The organism is Flavobacterium algicola (assembly GCF_022399565.1).
GTDB lineage: Bacteria > Bacteroidota > Bacteroidia > Flavobacteriales > Flavobacteriaceae > Flavobacterium > Flavobacterium algicola.
Map to the genome: position 1 here is coordinate 131,874 of NZ_JAJTUT010000005.1, position 17,168 is coordinate 149,041.

At 34.6% G+C, this 17,168-nt stretch carries 15 protein-coding genes; 5 read left to right on the forward strand and 10 right to left on the reverse strand.

What is annotated here, in order from left to right:
* The first annotated feature begins 10 nt into the window (after nucleotides 1-10).
* Complete coding sequence (locus tag LXH21_RS16055) at nucleotides 11-1,570, forward strand: RagB/SusD family nutrient uptake outer membrane protein (protein ID WP_239868247.1); 1,560 nt, start codon at nucleotides 11-13, stop codon at nucleotides 1,568-1,570.
* A gap of 50 nt (nucleotides 1,571-1,620) precedes the next feature.
* Here LXH21_RS16055 and LXH21_RS16060 read toward each other — a convergent pair whose 3' ends face one another.
* The gene (locus tag LXH21_RS16060; protein ID WP_239868249.1) at nucleotides 1,621-2,394 is read right to left on the reverse strand and encodes a rhomboid family intramembrane serine protease; all 774 of its coding nucleotides are present in this window, start codon (nucleotides 2,392-2,394) and stop codon (nucleotides 1,621-1,623) included.
* A 277-nt stretch (nucleotides 2,395-2,671) separates the two neighbouring features.
* Here LXH21_RS16060 and LXH21_RS16065 point away from each other — a divergent pair, with 277 nt between their 5' ends.
* Complete coding sequence (locus LXH21_RS16065; protein WP_239868251.1) at nucleotides 2,672-3,949, forward strand: replication-associated recombination protein A; 1,278 nt, start codon at nucleotides 2,672-2,674, stop codon at nucleotides 3,947-3,949.
* A gap of 64 nt (nucleotides 3,950-4,013) precedes the next feature.
* Here LXH21_RS16065 and LXH21_RS16070 read toward each other — a convergent pair whose 3' ends face one another.
* From LXH21_RS16070 to LXH21_RS16090, 5 genes are all read right to left on the reverse strand, one after another.
* On the reverse strand, nucleotides 4,014-4,754 hold the full coding sequence (locus LXH21_RS16070; RefSeq protein ID WP_239868253.1) for a hypothetical protein: 741 nt from the start codon (nucleotides 4,752-4,754) through the stop codon (nucleotides 4,014-4,016).
* Between the two features lie 36 nt (nucleotides 4,755-4,790).
* Nucleotides 4,791-5,480: a YjjG family noncanonical pyrimidine nucleotidase gene (locus tag LXH21_RS16075; RefSeq protein ID WP_239868255.1), complete on the reverse strand. Its 690-nt coding sequence runs from the start codon at nucleotides 5,478-5,480 to the stop codon at nucleotides 4,791-4,793.
* A gap of 5 nt (nucleotides 5,481-5,485) precedes the next feature.
* Nucleotides 5,486-6,178 (reverse strand): RadC family protein, encoded by a 693-nt coding sequence (gene radC, locus LXH21_RS16080; protein WP_239868257.1) that lies wholly within the window; start codon nucleotides 6,176-6,178, stop codon nucleotides 5,486-5,488.
* A 355-nt stretch (nucleotides 6,179-6,533) separates the two neighbouring features.
* Nucleotides 6,534-7,889 carry a UDP-N-acetylmuramate--L-alanine ligase gene (locus LXH21_RS16085; protein WP_239868259.1) on the reverse strand — a complete coding sequence of 452 codons (1,356 nt, stop codon included), beginning with the start codon at nucleotides 7,887-7,889 and terminating at the stop codon, nucleotides 6,534-6,536.
* A 42-nt stretch (nucleotides 7,890-7,931) separates the two neighbouring features.
* A complete protein-coding gene (locus LXH21_RS16090; RefSeq protein ID WP_239868262.1) occupies nucleotides 7,932-8,627 on the reverse strand; it encodes a tetratricopeptide repeat protein in 696 nt (231 codons plus the stop codon).
* 202 nt (nucleotides 8,628-8,829) lie between these two features.
* Between LXH21_RS16090 and LXH21_RS16095 the strand changes: the two genes are divergently transcribed.
* Complete coding sequence (locus tag LXH21_RS16095; protein WP_239868265.1) at nucleotides 8,830-9,819, forward strand: glycosyltransferase family protein; 990 nt, start codon at nucleotides 8,830-8,832, stop codon at nucleotides 9,817-9,819.
* Nucleotides 9,820-9,911: 92 nt separating this feature from the next.
* Here the strand turns inward: LXH21_RS16095 and obgE are convergent, their stop codons facing one another.
* The 4 genes from obgE to hpt form a co-directional block, all read right to left on the reverse strand.
* On the reverse strand, nucleotides 9,912-10,913 hold the full coding sequence (gene obgE, locus LXH21_RS16100; RefSeq protein ID WP_239868268.1) for a GTPase ObgE: 1,002 nt from the start codon (nucleotides 10,911-10,913) through the stop codon (nucleotides 9,912-9,914).
* Nucleotides 10,914-10,985: 72 nt separating this feature from the next.
* Nucleotides 10,986-12,209: a hemolysin family protein gene (locus LXH21_RS16105; RefSeq protein WP_239868271.1), complete on the reverse strand. Its 1,224-nt coding sequence runs from the start codon at nucleotides 12,207-12,209 to the stop codon at nucleotides 10,986-10,988.
* Nucleotides 12,210-12,466: 257 nt separating this feature from the next.
* A complete protein-coding gene (locus tag LXH21_RS16110; RefSeq protein WP_239868273.1) occupies nucleotides 12,467-13,039 on the reverse strand; it encodes an adenylate kinase in 573 nt (190 codons plus the stop codon).
* 36 nt (nucleotides 13,040-13,075) lie between these two features.
* Nucleotides 13,076-13,606, reverse strand: a complete 531-nt coding sequence (gene hpt / locus LXH21_RS16115; protein WP_239868277.1) for a hypoxanthine phosphoribosyltransferase — start codon at nucleotides 13,604-13,606, stop codon at nucleotides 13,076-13,078.
* Nucleotides 13,607-13,779: 173 nt separating this feature from the next.
* Here hpt and LXH21_RS16120 point away from each other — a divergent pair, with 173 nt between their 5' ends.
* Nucleotides 13,780-15,054: a PQQ-dependent sugar dehydrogenase gene (locus LXH21_RS16120; RefSeq protein ID WP_239868280.1), complete on the forward strand. Its 1,275-nt coding sequence runs from the start codon at nucleotides 13,780-13,782 to the stop codon at nucleotides 15,052-15,054.
* 12 nt (nucleotides 15,055-15,066) lie between these two features.
* Nucleotides 15,067-17,163: a TonB-dependent receptor gene (locus tag LXH21_RS16125; protein ID WP_239868283.1), complete on the forward strand. Its 2,097-nt coding sequence runs from the start codon at nucleotides 15,067-15,069 to the stop codon at nucleotides 17,161-17,163.
* The last annotated feature ends 5 nt before the right edge of the window (nucleotides 17,164-17,168 follow it).

A 17,168-nucleotide genomic window follows, 5' to 3' on the forward strand; every position in this document is an offset into this window, starting at 1 on the left:
AAATTTAAAGATGAAAAATATATTTAAAACTATACTTCTTTCTGTAGTCGTTTTAGGAATGCATTCCTGCTCAGAAGAAACCTTACTGGATTTAAGTCCGATAATTAATATCGCAGAGGAAGACGCCTTTACTACTGCTGATTATGTCCTTGCCTCAATGAATGGAGTTTATAATGCTGCCGCGATAGGTAGATATAATAGCACGGATAATAATGGAGGAAGGGGTTATATATGGGGAGCCGCATTTGTCGAGCAAGGAGACTGTAGAGGAGAAGACGTAGTTACTACTGCTACTTTTTATGGAATAACTTATGCAGCAACTTATGACGTTGGGTCGGCAAATAATGTGTACTATTGGATTGACGGTTATCGACTAATAAACAGATGTAATTTGATGATAGAGGGAGTGAATACGGCAGTAGCTAATGGAGTTATTACTAGTGCAGTTGGTAATGACTATATTGGTCAAGCCAAATTCCTGAGAGCAATTACACATTTTGAACTACTTAATTATTTTGCTAGATGTTATAATTATACACCTACAGCATCTCACCTTGGAATACCTTATCGAGAGGTTGGAATAAATACACAAGTAGAAATTGATTCAGAAATACTAAAACCAAGAAATACGGTAGCAGAATGCTACACTAAAATTCTGAGCGATTTAAATGATGCCGAAAGCCTTATTACAAATACTAGCGTTACAAAAGCAAGTAAAAATGCTGCTATTGCATTTAAGACAAGAGTTTATTTACAAAAGAGAGACTGGGCAAATGTAATTACAGAGGGCAACAAATTAACTACATACTCTTTACCAGCAAGTCCTGGAACTCCATTTATATTAGCTTCAAATTTTACCAACACTGAATCCATTTTCTCTCTATCACATTCAAGCACTGCTAATCCTGGAACAAACGGAGCCTTAGGAGCGATGTACGGTGGAAGAAGACTAGTAGCCATAAGCCCTATTATCTGGAGAAATACAAAATGGCTAACTGATGACAAAAGAAGAGATGCAACTCCATTAACAGGTATGGTTCAAAATATCTCAGGACGTATATACACGAACAAATATAAGGATGTCACTAATTTTACAGACGGCTCACCAATCATAAGATATGCAGAAGTATTATTAAACATGGCAGAAGCAAATGCACGTTTGACTACTCCTAATTTAACATCTGCATTAACGATGTTAAATACCGTAAGAAATAGATCACTTGCAACGCCTGCAACACAAGCGTACACTGCTACTAATTTGAATACGCCTACGCTAATTGTAAATGCAATTCTTACTGAAAGAAGAATAGAGTTTTTAATGGAAGGAAGAAGATGGTCTGATATTCAAAGACTTGAAAAGGATGATATTGCTCCCTCTGCTGGAATCCCTGCAAAACTTAAAAATGCAGAACCGCCTTTAGCCGCTGAATACACACTTGGAACAGAATATACTGGTCCTCGTCTCCAACTCGCAATACCTGCAGACGACTTTAGATTCTTATGGCCTATCCCTATAAATGAATTAAATACCAATCCAACACTGGCAGCACAACAAAACCCAGGTTGGTAATCAAATTAAAAAATAGCTAGTAGGTTTACCTATTTAGTATTAAAGACGAATTAGAGCTCAGGCTCTGATTCGTCTTTTTTGTTTGCGGTAATCTCGTAATTTATATTCCAATCAGAATAAAAATAAGGTTCGGGTTCAGGCTCGGGTTCCGGGAGGTTAACAAAATTACCATTTTCGTCGAAGCGTTGCATAAATTTATCTTCAGCGGCATTATAATCTGGAAGTTCCCACTCGTATTTTTTGGGTTTCTGATATTCTGGTGTTTTCTTGTAAAAGGCCAATAATAATCCTGTTGCTAATCCTGCAAGATGACCTTCCCAAGAAATCACCTCATCTCCCGACGGTTCGGGATTTGGAAAAATGTACCAGACCATCCCACCGTAAACTAAAATAACTGTAAGTGATAACGCTACTAATCTATAATGCTTGCTCATAATTCCTTTAAAAAATATATAGCTGAAGAGTACATATATTAATCCACTTGCACCAATATGGTAATTGGACCGTCCAATTAGCCACGTACCTAATCCTGACAGTACGATTCCTAATACTATTACTAAAGTCGCCTCCTTTGAATAGAAAAATTGCAACGCTGCCAACAGCACTATTAAAGGGAGGGAATTATTATACAAGTGACTTAAATCTGCATGTACAAAGGGACTAAATAAAATTCCTTGTAAACCTGAAAAAGTACGGGGAAGTATTCCGTTCTCTATAAAATCGTAATCAAATCGTATTTGAAGCCAATAAATTACCCAAAGTGATAACACAAAGAAAAGTGGAGAACTCCAAACTCGATTAGAAAATTTAAAATCGTCTTCCATAAATTTAACTTTAGAAAATTAAAAGCAAGAATGTATCCAAAGAAGGATATTGTGCAATTATGTCAGCTACAAAATACCTTGAGTTAAATTAAAGGTTGATAAAGTCCAAACTAATTTTTAGCCGCGATCGTAACGGTATCCTTTTATGTTCTCGTTTTTTAAAGAGATCATAAAAGATACAGTGGAGAGCGGGAATAGCTCCTGATTAAAAATAGAATCCTTAATTTTGTAAAATCTTACTTTTATACAGCTAACAATTTTATTTAAGAGCAAACAAATGGAAGCACCATTAGCAGAACGCATACGTCCCCAGTCATTGGATCACTATATTAGTCAAGCACATCTCGTAGGGCCAAATGGCTCGCTCACGCAGCAAATAGCTAGAGGAATTATTCCTTCACTCCTACTATGGGGCCCTCCTGGAACTGGAAAGACAACATTGGCACAGATTATAGCGCAAGAATCTAAGCGCCCATTTTATGTTTTAAGTGCGATCAATTCTGGTGTTAAAGATATTAGAGAAGTAATTGACAAAGCAAAGCAAAGCGGCGGATTATTTACTACCAAAAATCCAATACTATTTATTGATGAGATTCATCGATTTAGCAAGTCACAGCAAGATTCATTATTGGCAGCAGTAGAGAAAGGTTGGATAACATTGATTGGCGCGACTACTGAAAATCCGAGTTTTGAAGTGATCCCAGCACTGTTATCGCGTTGTCAGGTTTACATATTAAACCCCTTTACTAAGGATGATTTACTTGCATTATTGCAAAGAGCGTTGAAAACCGACCCTTACTTACAAACAAAAAGTATAACTCTAACTGAAACAGAAGCTTTAATGCGACTTTCGGGCGGTGATGGTCGTAAGCTATTAAATATTTTTGAACTGGTCATAAATGCCTCCAGTGGAGACGAAATTGAAATTACAAACGAGCGTGTTTTACAATTAGTGCAACAAAACACCGTAATGTATGACAAAAGCGGTGAACAACATTATGACATTGTCTCGGCTTTTATAAAGTCAATACGCGGAAGCGACCCTAATGGAGCCGTATATTGGCTTGCTAGAATGATTGAAGGAGGTGAAGATGTTAAATTTATTGCTAGACGAATGCTTATTTCCGCCAGTGAAGATATTGGTAATGCCAATCCTACAGCTTTGATAATGGCAAACAATACTTTTCAAGCAGTGACCACGATTGGATATCCTGAGAGTAGAATAATTTTGAGCCAATGTGCAGTATATTTAGCTACATCTCCAAAGAGTAATTCAAGTTATATGGCAATAAATCAAGCGCAGCAATTGGTAAAGCAAACAGGCGATTTGTCTGTGCCCATCCATCTGCGGAACGCACCGACCAAATTAATGAAAGAGTTGGGGTATGGTGATGATTACAAATATTCACATGATTATGCTAACAATTTTGAAGCGCAAGAATATTTACCAAACGAATTATCCAAAACTGTTTTATACAATCCTGGTCAAAATTCTAGAGAAAATACGACTAGAGAATTTTTAAAAAACAGGTGGAAAGATAAATACAATTATTAAAAATAAAAAATGCCTTTTGAAGTTTAACTACATCAAAAGGCATTTTTATATTATTGAATTATATTTAAAATTTTACTAATATTAGTTCTGAGATTAAGACTCCATCTTTATAAGAGTCAAAGAACCATTTATTGTCTTTTAGCGACAAAATTCCTTGAATATCCCCTTTGATAGCAATAAATGAATTTGGATTTCCTGTTTTCATCAATTTCATAACTACTTTTGGAGATTGATCAATTAATTGATAACCTGTCTCATTAGGCTGTGCATAAAGAACATCTTTATTACTTACTGCTACAGAAGAAACCGGATTGATTGCTACAGTTGCACTGGTATTTTGTGATGGTACTACACTCTCTTTAACTCTCGTAGCGCTCGCTTTGCTGTTGTACTTATAACCTAAATTGATGACTGAGGTAAAAGCATCATTTAATGCTTCTCTGTAGGCTTCACCGTAATCTTTCTCTTTACTTCTACCTGTTTCTGATGTAAATATTACATTACCATAACAGTCCTTAAATTCTATGGTTAATTTGGTGACCAAAAACCCCGAAGATTTTACTACATCTGCAGTAAGAAGGCTGCATCTATCTGGATAATCATTTGTATAATTAACATTTGAATATACGCCAACAATACCTGCTTTTTCCAAATTAAATTTTGTTAGAGTCGAAAGTCTAAATTGATTTTCCTCACTTTGAAAACTATATTTAACGGGAACTATGACAGCTGCATAGTCATTTATTGATTGTGCAAATATTGAATTGCTAATAAGTGCTAGTAGTAATAATACTTTTGTTTTCATGTTTATGGTATTTATTTAAAATTGTTGTTGCTTGTTTTACAGATATTTTTTAATTTCTAATAAATGATTCACTTGCTTAATAGTTGAAGAAACAGCTGCATTACTTTCGCCAAAAAATATAGCATCTAAACCAAAATCAAGAGCTCCTTGCACATCAGCGTCCAGTGAATCGCCAATCATCACACTATTTTCCTTCTTGGCATTCGCTAAATTTAGTGCATATTCAAAAATTATAGGATTTGGTTTTTTAACTCCTGCAATTTCTGAATTCGTAATGGTGGCAAAAAATGGTGCTAAGAGCGCATTATTGATCTTTCTACTCTGAACCTCAGCAAAACCATTTGTTATGATATGTAAGGTATACTTTGATTGTAGGTACTCTAAAATTTCAAAAGTTCCATCAAAGAGGTGATTGTGGTCTGGCAATATCTCAATATATTTTTCAGAAATGTATTCAATTTCATCATCTGTTATTGAATAACTCAAGGCATCAAATGAGAACTTTAAACGGTTATAACGCAATTCTTCTTGTGTTATTTTATTGTATTGAAACAATTTCCAACAAGATTGATTAATCGGAATGTACTCTTTAATAAAAGATGCTATTTCAATAGTAGGATGACTTATACTGAATATTTTTTCGAATGCCAAAGATGAGTTTTTATCGAAATCCCATAGGGTGTGGTCTAAATCAAAAAAAACGTGGTTTATAGGGTGTGTTCTCATTGTGCTTAAAAAATTCCTTCATCTACAAAGCTAAAATAATTATTCTCGGTTACAATCAAATGATCCAAAACTTTAACTTCTAGACTCTCACCAGCTATCTTCAATTTTTTTGTAATATTCTTGTCTGCTTCACTTGGCACCAACGTACCCGATGGATGATTGTGACATAAAATAAGAGAAACAGCTCCTAGTTCTAAAGCATTCTTGAATACTAAACGTACATCTACTAACGTTCCAGTAATCCCTCCAATGCTTAATTGTCGTTTTGAAATAATTTTATTCGAATTATTAAGATATAATATCCAAAATTCTTCATGAGGCAATTCACCAATGATAGGTTGCATAATTTCAAAAACTAATTTGCTTGACGTGACTTTGGTCAATTCTACTGCATCTTCTGCCCTACGCCTACGTCCTAATTCTGAAGCTGCCATAATCGATATAGCTTTGGCTTCACCGATTCCTTTAAATTCGACTAATTGTGCTAATGACAATTTACCCAGAGCATTTAAATTACCACCGACGGAGTTTAAAATTCTTTTACTTAATTCTACTGCCGACTCATTGCGACTACCAGAGCCAATTAAGATAGCTACTAGCTCAGCATCACTTAGCGCATTTTTGCCCTTGAGCATTAATTTTTCGCGAGGTTTATCGTCCTCAGACCAATGAGTTATTGGGAAATGATTGTTTTCCATACAGAATATCTTGACGTAATTGATAATGCACCGATAACGCTAAGCTACATAAAAAAAAGATATACCCTCACAATTTCGTTGTGACTCGTAACTATTTTTTACATGGTTCAAAAGTGAGTATCACAACACTTTAATTTGCATAAAACAACGATGTTTTAACTATTTGTCATACAACTTTATACCTTATAAGAATATTTATAGCATTACTATTTTACAGTTATGAGAAAACACAAACTCATCTTCATTCAAAGAAATAGCGTTCTCTTTACATCCTTATTGAAATAGAAAAAGACTTTTGATTTAAAATTTTCATCATCTTAAATCAAAAGTCTTTTGTAAAAAATATATTAAAAACTTATTGCATCAATGCTTTTACCTCATCAAAGTTAAGTCCTCCGTAATTTCCTGAGCTCATTAACAATAATGCCGAGTTATTAAAGTCTAATCCAAACAAGTATTCCTTGAAAGCTATGGGATTTGTATAAATAATTAAATCTTTACGGTTAAAAGCTGTGGCTATTTGATCGTAAGTTACTTCTTGAAGTTGTTTTATCTTTACCGCGTCTGGAGAATAAAAAACTACAGCAATATCTGCATGTTCTAGTGCTCCTTCATATTCTTTCAAAAATGCGGCATTCAAACTACTATAAGTATGTAACTCCAGGCAAGCGATGAGTTTACGATCAGGGTATTGTTCCTTTACAGCCTTCGTCGTTGCCGCCACCTTACTGGGTGAATGTGCAAAGTCTTTGTAAGCAACTTTCCCTCTACTCTCTCCTATTTTTTCTAAGCGTTTTGACGCTCCCTTGAAGCTAGCGATAGCTTCATAAAACTCAGCCTCATCTACGCCCATATTTTGACATATCCATTTGGCTCCAGCTAAATTATTCAAATTATGCGCTCCAAAAACTTCAATTGGCATATCACCCTCTGGAGTTTCTAGCAAAGTAGTTCCGTTTTCAACTTTATAATTTGGAGTGGTATAAGGTAATTTTCGAATAGGACAATTTGCAGCTTCAGCTACACGCTTCACCTCTGCATCCTCCTCATTGTAAACCAAAATACCTCCGTTTGTAATTTTATCGATAAAAATCTCAAATTGCTCCACGTAATTATCATAGGTCGGAAACACATTAATATGATCCCAAGCAATTCCTGAAATCAAAGCAATGTTGGGTTGGTATAAATGAAATTTTGGCCTTCTATCAATTGGCGAAGACAAGTATTCATCACCTTCTAACACCATGAAATCATTTGTCTCGGTAAGATGTACCATTGTATCAAAGCCTTCTAACTGTGCACCTACCATATAATCAACTTCGATATTGTGATAATGCATTACATGTAAAATCATCGAAGTAATCGTTGTTTTGCCATGTGATCCTCCAATAACTACACGTGTTTTATTTTTGGACTGTTCGTATAAAAATTCAGGATATGAATAAATTTTCAATCCTAATTCTTGTGCTTTTAATAATTCTGGGTTATCTGCTTTGGCATGCATCCCCAGAATAATAGCTTCTATATCCTGCGTGATTTTCTCTGGAAACCATCCCAATTCAGCTGGAAGGATGCCTTTTTTATCTAAACGTGATTTAGATGGTTCGAAAATAGCATCATCGCTCCCTGTAACTTGATATCCCTTGTTATGAAGTGCCAAGGCTAAATTGTGCATCGCACTTCCTCCTATAGCTATAAAATGTGTTTTCATTTATTTTTACTCTTTATCTATGGTAACTGCAACTAATTTAAGTTACTTGGTTGCGTTTTTCTGTTTGTATTCTTCTAATATGGATTTTGATTTTTCTGGCGCACTCATCTTATTTTTGTAAAGATTAGCCAAAGTTTGGTATGCATTTTTCGACCCTCCTACTACAATAGCCTTTTTATAAAACACCTCTGCCGATTTGTAACGCTCATAATATTCCTCGATATGACCTCTAGACAAATAGCCATCTACAGGCGACAAAGATAATAGTTGATTAGAATAAGTAGTAGCTTTGGATTCACTCCCGCCAATAAGCCCCGGTAATTTGAGATACAATTCTATCAAGGCCCAGCGTGCTTCAATATGTTTGGGCTCTAGCTGAATGGCTTTTTCGAAAGAGCCTTTGATATCGCTAATCATACCAAGTGCTTTAAATTTATTTACTTCAAGAGCCTTCATTCCTAGTGCTCCTCCATATTTATAATGATAATCAGCGCCTGTCGGTTTTAATACCTTGAGCTTACCATAATATTGTAGTGCTTGATCCCAATACTTATTAAAACCTGCGATATCGCCTAAGCCTTCTAAAGCATTTAGGTTATTAGGATCACTTTTTAAAGTTAATTCAAATTGTTTCTTAGAGCGCTCGCTTTTATCCATATCAAAACTTTCTTTGGCTTTCTCGTAACTGGTTTGAGAAAACAATAGTATCGGGAAAAGTAATAGTAATACATATTTCATTCTTCAAAAATAAAGAAAAAAATATAGGAATTCTCTATTTTTTGAAGAACCTCAGTAATAAAAGAAACTAATAAAATCATAACGGTAATAAAAACTTTAAAATATGTTGACCTAACAATTAGCTTCTACATTAGTCATGTACAATTGGAGCTAAAATCTTTTGTTTCTAAATCATTTTATCAAGCTCTATTATCAAAACCAAATGAAAATATTTTATGCTATTCAAGCCACAGGCAACGGACACATTAGTCGGGCAACGCAACTATATCCTTATCTACAAAAATTTGGAGAAGTTGACTTTTTTCTCAGCGGAAATAATGCAAGCTTGGATTTTAATTTACCTATCAAATTTAAGAGCAAAGGTTGTAGTCTGTATTACAGCAAATGTGGTGGTTTACATTATCCTAACATTATAAAAAATATTCGACCGCGTCAAATCTATAAAGATGCTGATAATCTACCATTAAAAAACTATGATGTAATAATCAACGATTTTGATTCGGTTACCGCATTGGCCTGTAAAATGCAGAAAGTACACTCAGTACAATTTGGTCATCAGGCAAGTTTTATATCGAGTAATACTCCTAGACCACAAAACAGAAGCGTGATGGGTGAACTCATATTTAAACACTATGCACCAGCACCGCAAAATATAGGATTGCATTTTGCAAAATATGATTCTTTTATTCGTCCCCCTATTATCAAGGACGAAATAATTAATGCAGATCCTAACAACTTAGGACACATTACTGTCTATCTTCCTTCCTTCGATAAAGACTGTTTGGAGAAAGCATTCTCCTCTTTATCGACTACACATTTTCACTGGTTTTTGGATACTGTAGAGAAGCAACACACAATTAATAACATTACATACTTCCCAGTTAACCAGAAGAAATTCAATAAAAGTTTAATAAGTTGTGATGGAATAATTACTGGAGGCGGCTTTGAGACTCCATCTGAAGCGCTATACCTCGAAAAGAAAATTTTATCTATCCCTATAAAAAATCATTATGAGCAAGAATGTAACGCAGAAGCCTTAAGAAAACTAGGGGTTCCTGTAGTATATGATGCAGGAGATGATTTTGCAATGGTCATTGAGAATTGGTTGGATAAAAAGATAATTTATCCAAAAATCGAAGCCAACAATATTAATGAAACACTCGAATATTTATTTGATAATTATAATAAGTAATGTTTAGTTTATCTATTATAATTATTCCTTACCATTATAAAAAAAGTGAGCCCGATAAAATATCGGGCTCACTTTTATAAAACTTAAAATTGTTATTCATTCAACATTTTCCAAAGTTTATCTTTCAACTCTGTCAAACCTTGTTGGGCTACAGATGAAATAAACATATAAGGAATATTTTGAAAAGCTTCGTCTAATTCTACTTTTAATTCACTTTGCAAATCTTCGTCTAGCATATCACATTTTGAGATGACTAATAAACGTTCTTTGTCGAGCATTTCTGGATTGTATTTCGTCAACTCATTGACTAAAATATCATATTCTCCTTTTATGTCTGGAGTATCTACAGGCACTAGGAATAATAATGTTGAATTACGCTCAATGTGGCGTAAAAAATAGTGTCCTAATCCTTTACCTTCAGCAGCACCTTCAATAATTCCTGGGATATCTGCGATTACAAATGATTGAAAATCTCTGTAAGCCACAATTCCTAAGTTTGGTTTTAAAGTAGTAAACGGGTAATCGGCTATTTTTGGTTTTGCAGATGTCAATACAGACAATAAAGTTGATTTTCCTGCATTTGGAAAACCTACCAATCCTACATCGGCCAAAACTTTTAGCTCAAGAATAACATCCATCTCTACACCTGGTAAACCTGGTTGTGAATAACGAGGTGTTTGATTTGTTGAACTTCTAAAATGCCAGTTCCCTAAACCACCTTTACCACCGCGAGATAAAATTTGCTTCTCTCCATCGTCAGTGATTTCAAAAAGTATTTCACCTGTTTCTTTATCTTTTACTACCGTTCCCAATGGAACTTCGATGTACTTATCATCTCCATCGGCACCAGTACTACGAGCACCACCACCATCACCACCATGTCCACCTTTTACGTGACGTGCAAATTTAAGGTGAAATAAAGTCCATAAGCTTTTGTTACCTACCAAGATCACATGACCTCCACGACCTCCATCACCACCATCTGGTCCACCTTTTTCAATAAATTTCTCTCTATGTAAGTGTGTAGATCCTTTTCCACCTTTACCAGATGAAACAAATATTTTTACATAATCTACAAAATTTCCTTCTGTCATAATTCCTAAAGTATTTAGTCGCATTCCTTATCTTCAGTAGCAACTACAACTGAAAACTAGGCGCAAACCATATTATTTTTGTAATGTCTTTACCATTACTTTATCAATCTTAGCGCCATCCATATCGACGACGGTCAATTCCATTTTTTTCCAAATTAAGATCTCGCCTTCTTTTGGTATATGTGTTAATTCGGTCATGATTAATCCGCTAACAGTAGTTACCTCATAATCATTTATTAAATCGTCTAATTCAAAATACGTTAAAAAATCGTGTAAAGAATAATGTCCGTCTACGAGCCAGCTTCCGTCTTTGTTTTCTAGGAGTTGAAATTCCTCTTTATGAAAATCTGATGCATCTCCTACTAATGCTTCTAATATATCATTTAAAGTAATCATACCTTGAAAAACACCGTACTCGTCTGAAACTAATGCATAACGAACACTTGATTTTTTAAATTCTTCTAATGCTTTATAAGCAGAAGTATATTCCATCATGTAACGTGCTTCGCTCATGCTCTTTTGCAAACTAAAATCGTCATTCTCGATGTCTGCAAAAATATTTTTTAATTCGACAACACCAACTATATCATCGTAATTCTCTCCATAAACTGGGTAAATAGAATGAATTTCTTCTAAAATAAATTTACGTACTTCCTCCTTGTTTGCATTTAAGGGTAGTAACACTACTGCTTTTCTATGTGTCATTAACGAATTAATTCGTCTATCCCCTATATGAAAAACGCGTTCTACAATATCTTGCTCAATTTCCTGTATTTCCCCACCTTCAGTACCTTCTTTTATAATGGCTTTAATTTCTTCTTCAGTTACTCGCCCGTCTGCCGTAGGTTTAATTTGCAAAACCTTCAATAAAAATTCTGTTGAGTTTGTAAGTAACCATATAAATGGAGCTGTAACAACAGATACAACTCTCATTGGCATCGCTACAAACTTGGCAATGCGTTCTGGATGATTTAACCCAATACGTTTGGGAAGCAACTCCCCAAGAACCAAAGAGAAAAAAGTTAAAATAACGACTACAATACCAACTGCAATTGTGGACGCATAAGGTCTTAATACCTCAATTGTATTCACAAAATCCTGCACATCGGTGGTGATTTTGTCACCACTATAAATACCCGTTAAGATTCCGATTAAAGTAATACCTATCTGTACCGTTGATAAAAATTTATTTGGAGAATTAGCCAATTCTAGAGCAATTCTAGCATTTTTATTTCCTTTTTTTGCAGCAGATTCTAAACGGTTTTTTCTTGCTGAAATCAATGCGATTTCAGACATGGAGAAAAGTCCGTTAAGGAGTATCAGAAAAAAAATTATAACTATTTCCACTTTTTATAAATTATGAGGTGAAAGATAAATGTTGTTTTGTTTGTAGCTGCTGCCTCTTGAACTCTATTAGCCCAGATGGCAGTGGAAAGCCCGGAGGTCAAAAAACTAATTTTTCTTGGCTTACAAGAGCGACTGAAAGAAGCTTCTTTTAAGGCATTAGAAAAATAGTTTTTTGAACGAGGACTTGCAACGTACAGCTGGAATTGCTACAAATTATCTATAACTTGTGTCAATCTTTGTGTAATCTCTTCTATTGTTCCGATACCGTCTACTGCACGAAATTTGTTTTGTTCTTGATAGTACCCAATAAGCGGTGCTGTCTTCTCATTATATTCTTGGTAACGGTTGCGAATTTTTTCTTCGTCTTGATCGTCTGCTCTACCAGAAGTTTTACCTCTCTCTAGCAAGCGCGCTACAAGAATATTATCATCTGCTTCTAATGCTATAGTTGCCGTAATTTCCCAACTTTTACTTTTTAAAAATGCATCTAAAGCGTCTGCTTGTGCAATTGTTCTCGGGAATCCGTCGAATAAAAATCCTGCTGAATCTGCGTTTTTATTCACTTCTTCTTCAAGCATCTTGATTGTCACTTCGTCTGGTACTAAGTCTCCTAATTCTATATATGATTTTGCCAATTTCCCCAATTCGGTATCATTTTTCATATTGAAACGAAAAATATCTCCCGTAGAAAGATGTGTCAAATTATACTTTTCTTTTAAGAATTCAGCTTGAGTTCCTTTTCCTGCTCCTGGTTTCCCAAATAAAACAATGTTAATCATGATAGTTATGTGTAGTTATTTTCTTTTTTAAAATTTTTATTCGTTTAACTGATATACCTCTGGCAAATTGCGTCCCAATTCATCATAATCCAGACCGTATCCTACAATAAACTTGTTTGGAATACTTATACCGATATAATCGATTTTAATATCTTTTTTATACGCTTCTGGTTTGAAAAAAAGAGTGGCAATTTTAAGTTCCTTAATATTTTGAGCTTTGAATAATTCTTTGAGCTCTACTAAGGTATTTCCTGTATCGACGATATCTTCAATTATTACAACTGAACGTCCCGACAAATCTTGATTGATACCTATAAGTTGCTTTACAACATCTGTGGAAGTGGTACCTTGATAAGATGCCATTTTGATAAAGCTAAGCTCACATGGTTTTTGATAATGCTTCATAAAATCTGAAACAACCATAAATGACCCATTAAGAACACCAATAAACACTGGGATTTCTTGTCCAAATTCGGCTTCTACTTGTTGTGCTAAACTTTGAATTGCACTGTCTATTTCTTGAGCAGAAATAAAAGGTACAAATGTCTTGTCATGTAGTTGAATCACTTTTTGGAATTTAAAATAAAGGGCAAAGATACAATATTAGAACTAAAACTAAGTATCAAAATAAACTCAGCTATATTTTACTAAAAATGTTAAAAATCACTTAATATTTATACACAATTTTCTCACATATTTTAAATTTAGTAAATTGTCTCAAAAATCTAATTTACAATATAATGAGAAAAGCAATACATATATTATCAACAGCATCGTTACTATTCTTGGCATCCTGCAACGGTCAGGTAAAAAAAGAAACGAAAGAAAAATTGGCAAAACAGCCCTCAATTGTAGTCAAAACCGCGGTGGGTGACTTGACACTTCCACCACCATACGCGACTGAATCTGTAACCAAAAAAAGTAGTATGGTGGAATGGCCAGAAGGGAAAACGCCTACAGCACCCGAAGGTTTTACTGTTACAAAATTTGCAGATAAGCTAGAAAATCCGCGTTGGACTTATATCGCTCCCAATAATGACATTTTTGTGGTTGAAAGCGGTACCAGATCCAGTAAAAATCAAATTACCGTTTTTCGTGATACTAACAAGGACGGAAAATTTGAGACTAGAAATGTTTTTATTTCTGATCTTAATAAGCCTTTTGGGATGCTTGTTTTAAATGACTTTTTCTATATCGCTAATACAGACGGACTGTATCGTTATCCTTATCAAAACAATCCACTAAAATTAGAAACCAAAGGAGAGAAAATCCTTGAACTTCCTGCTGGTGGTTATAACAATCACTGGACACGAAATTTACTAGCAAATGCTGATGGTACAAAAATATATGTTTCGGTTGGTTCTGGAAGCAATGTTGGTGAGAATGGCATGGACGAGGAAGTCCGCCGTGCTAACATATTAGAAATAAATCCTGATGGTAGCGGTGAAATAATTTATGCATATGGTCTTAGAAATCCTGTGGGAATGGACTGGAATCCTGCAAACAATGAACTGTGGACCGCCGTTAATGAACGTGACGAAATTGGAGATGATTTAGTCCCGGATTACATTACAAGTGTTAAGAAAAACGGTTTTTATGGCTGGCCGTATTCTTATTACGGAAATAATTTGGACCCAAGACTGAAAGGAGCACACAAGGATCTGGCTGCAAAAGCAATTGTCCCTGATGTTTCTGTTGGTCCTCATACTGCCTCTTTAGGATTTGCTTTTTATGATAAAGATGGGTTTCCTGCAAAATATAAAAATGGTGCTTTTGTGGGGCAACATGGTTCTTGGAACAGAGCAAAAATTAGTGGTTATAAAGTGGTTTTTGTTCCTTTTAAAAATGGAAAACCTGCTGGTCAACCCGAAGATTTCTTAACTGGGTTTATTGCCGATGCGGATAAAGCAGAAGTTTATGGCCGACCAGTTGCTGTTACGGTTATGAATGATGGATCTCTTCTCGTAAATGATGACAGTGGAAACACAGTCTGGAAAGTAACAGCTAATAAATAAAGAAATCTTTTTATGTTCTTAAAAAAATATTACCTTCTTGTTATTGCAATTTCTGTATTTCAAAATAGTGTTGCTCAAAAACAAGAAGGTCTTAATAATGACAATGTCAAAACAGAAAAACTCAAGCAAGTTATAATAAGCTCTGTACATATTAATGATAGTCTGCAGAATGCTCCAGCGTCGATCGGGATCTTATCCAAAAAAGACCTGACGCAAAATAGTGCGACGGATATTACAACTGTTATAAATACTGTTCCTGGAGTTTTTATGCAATCATCCAATTTTACAACTACCCGAATTTCGATTCGGGGTATTGGCGCACGAACCCCTTATGGTACCAATAAAATTAGAGCTTTCTATGGCAGTATTCCGCTCACGTCAGGAAATAGCGAAACAGTTATTGATGACATTAACCTCGAAGGTTTAAATCAAATTGAGATTATTAAAGGTCCACTTTCGAGTAATTATGGTGCTGGATTGGGAGGTGCTATTTTAATTACGCCACAATTAGCAGCAACAGATGGAGAAAATGCATCGATAAGCTCCGTATTTGGTTCTTATGGTTTGCTAAAAAATAATCTAAATTTTAGTACTAATCAAAAAAACTCTAGCTTAACTGTAAATTATCATACTTTAAAAATGGACGGCTGGCGAGAGAACAGTGCGTACAAGCGGGAGGGAATTACTATTTCGGGTGAATTATTCAGAAAACAAAACCGCAAGCTGACTTATTTCTCTAACTATACTTATTTAAAAGGCTTTATCCCGAGTTCCATTGATAAAGAGGATTACGATAATAGTCCACAGTCGGGTGCATTTACTTGGGTAGCTTCAAAAGGTTACAAAGAATACAAATCTACTTTAGCTGGTCTAGCTTATGATTTTCATATTACAAATAACTGGAAAAATGCAACTTCGATATTTGTAAATTATAAAGACAGTAATGAACCGCGACCATTTGATGTTTTGAAGCAATATACCTTTGCAACAGGAGCAAGAACTCAATTTACAGGAAATTTCAAAATAGGTAGAATAAAAAATAATTTGATTGCCGGTGCTGAATATTTTTTAGATAATTACAATGGTACTACTTTTGAAAATTTGTACCAACAAAATAACGGACAAGGCAGTTTACAAGGAGATCAAGTGACACAGACCGATCAAATAAGACGCTTTATTAATGTTTTCTCGCAATTAAGATCGCTGCTTTCTGAGAAATTAGAAATTCAGTTGGGTTTAAATTATAACAAAACAAACTTTGAATTAACAAATTATTTATCTCAGCAAGCATCAACTGAAAACTATTCTTATGATGGCATTTTTTCGCCTCAATTTTCTTTGTTGTTTAAACCAAGCCAACAACAAACAATCTATTTTTCGGCAAGTCGTGGATTTTCACTACCTGCAACTGAAGAAACCCTAACAAGTACTGGTTCAATTAATTCAGACATTAAGCCTGAAAACGGTTATAATTTTGAATTGGGTGGAAAATTTTATTTATTCAACAAAAATCTTTACACAGAAATTGCTCTTTATCGAATGGAAATTAAAGATTTATTGGTTGCCAAAAGAATTGGCGATGACCAATATGAAGGAGTTAATGCTGGAAAAACACTGCATGAAGGAATTGAGATTACATTGAAACACAACTGGCAAATCAATAAGTATTTTAATCTGAACTCTTATATTGGATCTTCTATCGGTAATTATAAATTTAAAGAATTTATAGACAACGGAAACGATTATTCCGGAAATAAACTTACCGGTGTCCCTGCTAATAAAATCAATGCAGGAATAATTTTCGATACCAAATTAGGAATTTACTTAAATGCCGATTATCAGTACACTGATGATATTCCAATGAACGATGCTAATTCTGCTTACTCCGATTCGTATTCTGTACTGAATTTAAAAACAGGCTATCGATTTAAAATTCTACCTGACTTAACTTCTCAATTGGCTTTTGGAGTTAATAACGTAATGAATGAGAAATATGCTTCGATGATTCTGCCAAATGCAGTTGGTTTCGGGACCGCGCAGCCAAGATATTATTATCCAGGACTTCCTATAAATTATTATGGAACGGTTTCATTAAATTATTTATTTTAAATAAA

Bases quoted from the DNA above. Each gene is read 5' to 3' on its own strand.
- LXH21_RS16055 (WP_239868247.1), top strand. From the start codon at position 11: ATGAAAAATATATTTAAAACTATACTTCTTTCTGTAGTCGTTTTAGGA.
- LXH21_RS16060 (WP_239868249.1), bottom strand. From the start codon at position 2,394: ATGGAAGACGATTTTAAATTTTCTAATCGAGTTTGGAGTTCTCCACTT.
- LXH21_RS16065 (WP_239868251.1), top strand. From the start codon at position 2,672: ATGGAAGCACCATTAGCAGAACGCATACGTCCCCAGTCATTGGATCAC.
- LXH21_RS16070 (WP_239868253.1), bottom strand. From the start codon at position 4,754: ATGAAAACAAAAGTATTATTACTACTAGCACTTATTAGCAATTCAATA.
- LXH21_RS16075 (WP_239868255.1), bottom strand. From the start codon at position 5,480: ATGAGAACACACCCTATAAACCACGTTTTTTTTGATTTAGACCACACC.
- radC (WP_239868257.1), bottom strand. From the start codon at position 6,178: ATGGAAAACAATCATTTCCCAATAACTCATTGGTCTGAGGACGATAAA.
- LXH21_RS16085 (WP_239868259.1), bottom strand. From the start codon at position 7,889: ATGAAAACACATTTTATAGCTATAGGAGGAAGTGCGATGCACAATTTA.
- LXH21_RS16090 (WP_239868262.1), bottom strand. From the start codon at position 8,627: ATGAAATATGTATTACTATTACTTTTCCCGATACTATTGTTTTCTCAA.
- LXH21_RS16095 (WP_239868265.1), top strand. From the start codon at position 8,830: ATGAAAATATTTTATGCTATTCAAGCCACAGGCAACGGACACATTAGT.
- obgE (WP_239868268.1), bottom strand. From the start codon at position 10,913: ATGACAGAAGGAAATTTTGTAGATTATGTAAAAATATTTGTTTCATCT.
- LXH21_RS16105 (WP_239868271.1), bottom strand. From the start codon at position 12,209: ATGTCTGAAATCGCATTGATTTCAGCAAGAAAAAACCGTTTAGAATCT.
- LXH21_RS16110 (WP_239868273.1), bottom strand. From the start codon at position 13,039: ATGATTAACATTGTTTTATTTGGGAAACCAGGAGCAGGAAAAGGAACT.
- LXH21_RS16120 (WP_239868280.1), top strand. From the start codon at position 13,780: ATGAGAAAAGCAATACATATATTATCAACAGCATCGTTACTATTCTTG.
- LXH21_RS16125 (WP_239868283.1), top strand. From the start codon at position 15,067: ATGTTCTTAAAAAAATATTACCTTCTTGTTATTGCAATTTCTGTATTT.